General features: G+C 73.8%; 5 protein-coding genes. 2 read left to right on the plus strand and 3 right to left on the minus strand.

The window, feature by feature from the left end:
- Positions 1 to 1,683 (plus strand): ATP-dependent Clp protease ATP-binding subunit (locus AC0CYZ_RS04485; protein WP_472212742.1); only part of this gene is annotated, 1,683 nt, incomplete at its 5' end.
- A 111-nt stretch (positions 1,684 to 1,794) separates the two neighbouring features.
- Here the strand turns inward: AC0CYZ_RS04485 and AC0CYZ_RS04490 are convergent.
- The 3 genes from AC0CYZ_RS04490 to AC0CYZ_RS04500 are packed head-to-tail and all read right to left on the minus strand — an operon-like array spanning position 1,795 to position 4,710.
- A complete protein-coding gene (locus AC0CYZ_RS04490) occupies positions 1,795 to 2,601 on the minus strand; it encodes a DedA family protein (protein ID WP_472212743.1) in 807 nt (268 codons plus the stop codon).
- A gap of 17 nt (positions 2,602 to 2,618) precedes the next feature.
- Positions 2,619 to 3,596 (minus strand): helix-turn-helix transcriptional regulator, encoded by a 978-nt coding sequence (locus AC0CYZ_RS04495; RefSeq protein WP_472212745.1) that lies wholly within the window; start codon positions 3,594 to 3,596, stop codon positions 2,619 to 2,621.
- Positions 3,597 to 3,648: 52 nt separating this feature from the next.
- The gene (locus AC0CYZ_RS04500; protein WP_472212747.1) at positions 3,649 to 4,710 is read right to left on the minus strand and encodes a YihY/virulence factor BrkB family protein; all 1,062 of its coding nucleotides are present in this window, start codon (positions 4,708 to 4,710) and stop codon (positions 3,649 to 3,651) included.
- 62 nt (positions 4,711 to 4,772) lie between these two features.
- Here AC0CYZ_RS04500 and AC0CYZ_RS04505 point away from each other — a divergent pair.
- On the plus strand, positions 4,773 to 5,764 hold a 992-nt coding region (locus AC0CYZ_RS04505; RefSeq protein WP_472212748.1), incomplete at its 3' end, for a DNA glycosylase AlkZ-like family protein.

Consider the following 5,764-nt stretch of genomic DNA (forward strand, 5'->3'; position numbering starts at 1 on the left):
GGTGCCGCCGAGGGCGCGATCGACGCCGCGTCGATCCTCAAGCCGATGCTGGCCCGCGGCGAGCTGCAGACCATCGGGGCGACGACCCTCGACGAGTACCGCAAGCACGTCGAGAAGGACGCCGCGCTCGAGCGCCGCTTCCAGCCGATCCAGGTGGGGGAGCCCTCGGTGGCCCACTCCATCGAGATCCTCAAGGGCCTGCGCGACCGGTACGAGGCGCACCACCGCGTCTCGATCACCGACCCGGCGCTGGTCGCGGCGGCCACCCTGGCCGACCGCTACATCAACGACCGGTTCCTGCCGGACAAGGCCATCGACCTGATCGACGAGGCCGGCGCCCGCATGCGCATCCGCCGCATGACCGCGCCGCCGGACCTGCGCGAGTTCGACGAGAAGATCTCCGACGTGCGTCGCGAGAAGGAGTCGGCGATCGACGCGCAGGACTTCGAGAAGGCCGCGCGCCTGCGCGACGAGGAGAAGCAGCTCCTCGGCCAGAAGTCCGAGCGCGAGAAGCAGTGGAAGTCCGGTGACCTCGACGTCGTCGCCGAGGTGGACGACGAGCTGATCGCCGAGGTCCTGGCCAACTGGACCGGCATCCCCGTCTTCAAGCTCACCGAGGAGGAGACGACCCGTCTGCTCCGCATGGAGGACGAGCTCCACAAGCGGATCATCGGACAGGAGGAGGCCGTGCGTTCGGTCTCCCAGTCGATGCGCCGCACGCGGGCCGGCCTCAAGGACCCGAAGCGTCCGTCGGGGTCGTTCATCTTCGCGGGGCCCTCGGGCGTCGGGAAGACCGAGCTGACCAAGGCGCTCGCCGAGTTCCTGTTCGGTGACGACGACGCACTCGTCCAGATCGACATGGGCGAGTTCCACGACCGGTACACGGCCTCGCGGCTCTTCGGTGCCCCTCCCGGGTACGTCGGCTACGAGGAGGGCGGCCAGCTCACCGAGAAGGTGCGCCGCAAGCCGTTCTCCGTGGTCCTCTTCGACGAGATCGAGAAGGCCCACTCCGAGGTCTACAACACGCTCCTGCAGGTGCTCGAGGACGGCCGCCTGACCGATGGTCAGGGCCGCGTCGTGGACTTCAAGAACACGGTCATCGTGTTCACGTCCAACCTCGGCACGCAGGACATCTCGAAGGCGGTCGGGCTCGGCTTCCAGTCGGGCACGGACACCGGCTCGAACTACGAGCGCATGAAGAACAAGGTCACGGACGAGCTCAAGAAGCACTTCCGGCCCGAGTTCCTCAACCGCATCGACGACATCGTCGTGTTCCACCAGCTGACCGAGAACGAGATCGTGCAGATGGTCGACCTGCTGATCGCGCGCACGGAGAAGCAGCTGGCGAACAAGGACATGTCGATCGAGCTCACCGACACCGCGAAGAAGCTGCTCGCGCAGCGCGGATTCGACCCGGTGCTCGGCGCGCGTCCGCTGCGGCGCACGATCCAGCGCGAGATCGAGGACCAGCTCTCCGAGAAGATCCTGTTCGGGGAGATCGAGCCCGGGCAGATCGTGCTGGTCGACGTCGAGGGCTGGACGGTGGAGGTCGACGACCAGGGCCGGACGAAGGCCGCGCCCGAGTCGGCGAAGTTCACCTTCCGGGGCGAGGCCAAGCCCACCCCGGTGCCGGACACCCCCGAGGTCGCGACGGCGGGAACGTCGGACGCGGCGGACGGCTGATCCGGTAGGACGACCCGGCGCCCCGGTCACCCCTCGCGGGGGGTGGGCGGGGCGCTGTCGTGTCCAGGGCAGAAAAGCGCCTCCAGGTCAGCCGTCGTGGATCTCGTGGGCTCAGCGCGCGGTGCTCGGCTGGCCGCGTCGTCCCGCCCGCACGGAGACGATCACGATGAGGGCGATGCTGATCCATCCCGCGTAGCTGTCGATCGTGAGCACCACGTCGACGGCCGTCTGACCCAGGCCGTAGCCCAGTCCGGCGACGAGCCCCACGACGAGCGCGGAGCCGATCGCGTCGAAGACCAGGAAGGCCGCCAGCCGCATCCCGGCGAGGCCGGCGAGCAGGAACAGCGGCACCGACGGGACCCCGGGAAGCGCCGCGGCCACGACGACCAGGCCGGTACTCCACCGCGGCCAGGAGCGGACCCGCTCGACGAAGCGCTGCGCGCGACCGGGCGGCGTGAAGAACCGCACGCCCTTCGCACCCCAGCGGCGGCCGGCCCACCAGAAGAGCCAGTCGAACTTGATCATCCCGAACACCCCGGCGAGGACGACGAGCCAGACGTCGGTGCCGCCGACCCGCGCGAAGGCGGCGGCGGCGCCGACCGCGGAGAGGCTGCCGGTGACGGCGCTGAGGGCGACGGGGTGCGTCGCGAGCAGGAACGGCCGCACGGGCAGCGTCAGCAGCATCAGCGCGATGACCGCGACCGTCGAGGAGATCAGGACCTTGTCGGCGCGGGCCATCGGGCTGTCCCACGGGCGCATGTCGCGCCACTGCCGCTTCGCGGCCTCGATCTCCTCGGGGGTGTACTGCCGCCGGGACCACGGGGATCGCGGCGCCGCGCGGCCGCGAGATGGAGTCGGGGTCGCGTCCGGGGTGTTCTCCGCCGCGGAGTCGCCCGAGCTCCGGTCCGGTCCCGACACGCGCACCCTCCTGACGCTCAGTCCCCGTACAACGCCGACAACCCCGCCGCCACGTCCCGCATCTGCTCACGCAGTATCGCCGGCGACACCACCTCCACCTCCGCGCCCAGGGCCAGCAGCTCCGACCGGGCGGCCGCGACCGACTCGATCGGGATCACCGCGCACGTCCACCCGTCGTCGTCGACCGGCCACGACCGCTCCGACAGCGCCCGGGCTGTGTGCGGACGCAGGACGGTCGGGGCCGCGTCCATCCCCGTCGGCGAGAGCCGCACGGCCGCCTCGGCCTGGTAGAGCGCGGACGTCAGCGGCGACGACCGCTCGTTCCAGTGGCGCCACAGGTCGAACCCCTCGGGGCGCTCGAAGCGCGCGTCGAGGGTCTCCAGGGTCACCACCCGCGCCACGCGGTAGGTCTGCACCGACCCGCCGTCGTGCGGCGCCGCGACCACGAACCAGACCCCGTTCTTGAGGACCACGCCCAGCGGCTCCAGCTCCCGCTCGACGTCCTCCTCGCCCCACACGCGGTACCGGAGCCGGACGACGCGCTGGTTCCACACGGCGTCGGCGATCCCCGTCAGCGTCGGGACGTGGTCGGCCTCCCGGAACCAGCCGGGCGCGTCGAGGTGGAAGCGCTCGGCGATGCGGCGCGAGCGCTCGGCCAGCTCGTTCGGCAGCGCGGCGTGGACCTTGAGCTGCGCGGCGGCGAGCACCCGGCCGAGCCCGAGCTCGGCGGCGGGCGCGGTCATCTCGGCGCGGGCGAGCTGGTCGGCCTCCTCGGCGGTCATGCCGGTCAGCTGCGGGCGGTAGCCCTCGAGCAGCGAGTACCCGCCGTCGGGGCCGCGGTCGGCGTAGACCGGCACGCCGGACTCGGTGAGCGCGTCCATGTCCCGGTAGATCGTCCGGATCGAGACGTCGAGCTCGTCGGCCAGCTCCCGCGCCGTCATGCGCCCGCGCGACTGCAGCATCAGCAGCAGGGAGAGCAGTCGACTCGCGCGCACGGATCACAGTCCTACCGCATCACCTGACAGTTGCTGTCACCATCCCGGTTCATCACCCGCCTGCCGCATGCTGCTGCGCGGACTGGCGGTGATCGGGGACGCCGTCGTCGTCCTCGTCGACGAGGAGGGGGTCGACGACGCCCGCGCGGACCGCCTCGAGCTGTGCCGACACCGCGAAGCCCGCGAGCAGCGCCACGCCCGTGACGAGCGCCCACAGCAGCAGCACCATGATCCCGGCGAGCGGCCCGTAGGTGGCCGAGAACTCCCCGGAGACCGACACGTAGGTCGCGATCACCCCGGACGCCGCCAGCCACGCCACCACGGTGAGCGCGGCCCCGAGCGCGAGCCACGACGGGCCCGGCTGGCGACGCCGCGGCGCGAACCGGAAGAGCGTCGTGACCGCGACGACGAGGGCCGCGAGGCCGACCGGCCAGCGCACCACGTCCCACGCCGTCTCGGCGACGTCGCCCCACCGGTACACCTGCTCGAGCGCGTCCCCGAACGGCCCGCCGGCCACGATCAGGACGAGCCCGACGCCGAGGGCGACGCCCGCCGTCGCCGTCAGGACGGCCGCCCGCGTGTACTTGCGCAGCGCGGGCCGGTCGCGCTCGACGCCGTAGACCCGGTTCGCCCCGCGCTCGAGCTGGGCGAACGCGCTCGTCATGGCGACGAAGGCGGTGACGAGCCCGAACACGACCGCCAGCTCCCCGAGGTCCTCGCCGGGCCGGTCCGGGGTCTCCGGCTCGTCCTCGCCGGGTTCGACGGCGGGTGCGGGCGCCGGCGCGGCCGCCCGGTCGACGACGTCGGCGAGCAGCTGGTCGCCGGTGCCGGGGGAGACGGCGACGACGGTGCGCGCGACGACCTCGGCGACCGACTCCGCGCCGATGGCGGTCGCGAGCCCGCTCCCGGCGATGATCAGCGGCACCGTCGCGAGCGCGAGCTGGAGGGCGAACGCGCGGGCGTGGCTGAAGCCGTCGCCGTAGCGGAAGCGCAGGAACGCGGTGCGGGCCAGGGCGAGCAGGCCGGTGTGGCGGACGGTGTGCCAGGCGTCGTCGGCGGAGAGGTCGTCCCCGTGCATGTCCGTGGTCTCGGGTACCGCGCGCACGGAGCTCACGGCGGCCATCATCGTCCGACCCGGCGGCGGGCGTCGGGATCGGCTCGGCAGGCTGGTGGGCGATGGACGTGACGAGGGCGCGTGCGGTGGCGTTCCGCGTCGCCGCGCAGGGGCTGGGGCGGGTCGACGACGACGGCGCTGCGGCCGTCCTCGCGCTCGGGGTCCAGCACCTCGGGCCCGCGGCCGCCGTGGCGCTCGCCGCGCGGCTGCCCGGGCCACCGGTGCCCCCGGCCGGGCGGGGCCTCGAGCTCGCGTGGACCCACCGCGGCGCGCCCCACTGGCACCGGCCCGGTTCGCTGCGCGGCTGGGCGGATGCCCTGCGCCCGCTCTCCGACGACGACGCGGCGGCGCGCCTGAACTGGTCCGCGCCCCACGTCGAGCAGATCGGGATCGCCCCGCTCGCGGCCATCGACCGGGTCGCGGCCGCGCTCGACGACGTCGTGCGGGAGCCGATGACCAAGGGTGAGGTCAGCGGCGCGGTCTCGGCCGTGCTGCCGCGGGCGCTGCAGTACGACTGCGTGCCCTGCGGGGCGACGCACGTCTACGACCAGGTGCTGCGCCTCGGCGCCGGCCCGGCCGGGATCGGGCTCGACCCGGCCGGGCGCACGATGCGGCTCACGCCGCCGCCGGCCGGGTGGGACCGGCCCTCGGGTCCCGGGTCGCCCGAGGCGGCCGCCCGGCTCGTGACGGCGGCCGTGCGGGTCCTGGGGCCGGTGACGACCGCCGACCTCGCGGCCTGGGTGGGGACCGGGACGTCGCTGCTGCGACCCGCGGTGGAGGCGGCGGAGGAGGCGCTCGCGGAGGTCCGCGTCGAGGGCCGGCGGGCCTGGGTGGCCGCCGACCGGCTCGCGCTGCTGGCCGACCCGCCGGCACCGCCCCGGCTGCGGCTGCTGCCGCCCTTCGACCCGCTGCTCGCCGGGCGGGACCGCGCCCTCCTCGTGCCCGAGACCGAGCGGCGGCGCGTGCTGTGGCCCGTCCTCGGCCACCCGGGGGCGGTCCTGGCCGACGGCGAGGTCGTGGGCGCCTGGCGCCCGCAGGCGTCGGGGAAGAAGCT

Source organism: Actinomycetospora sp. (genome assembly GCF_055612215.1).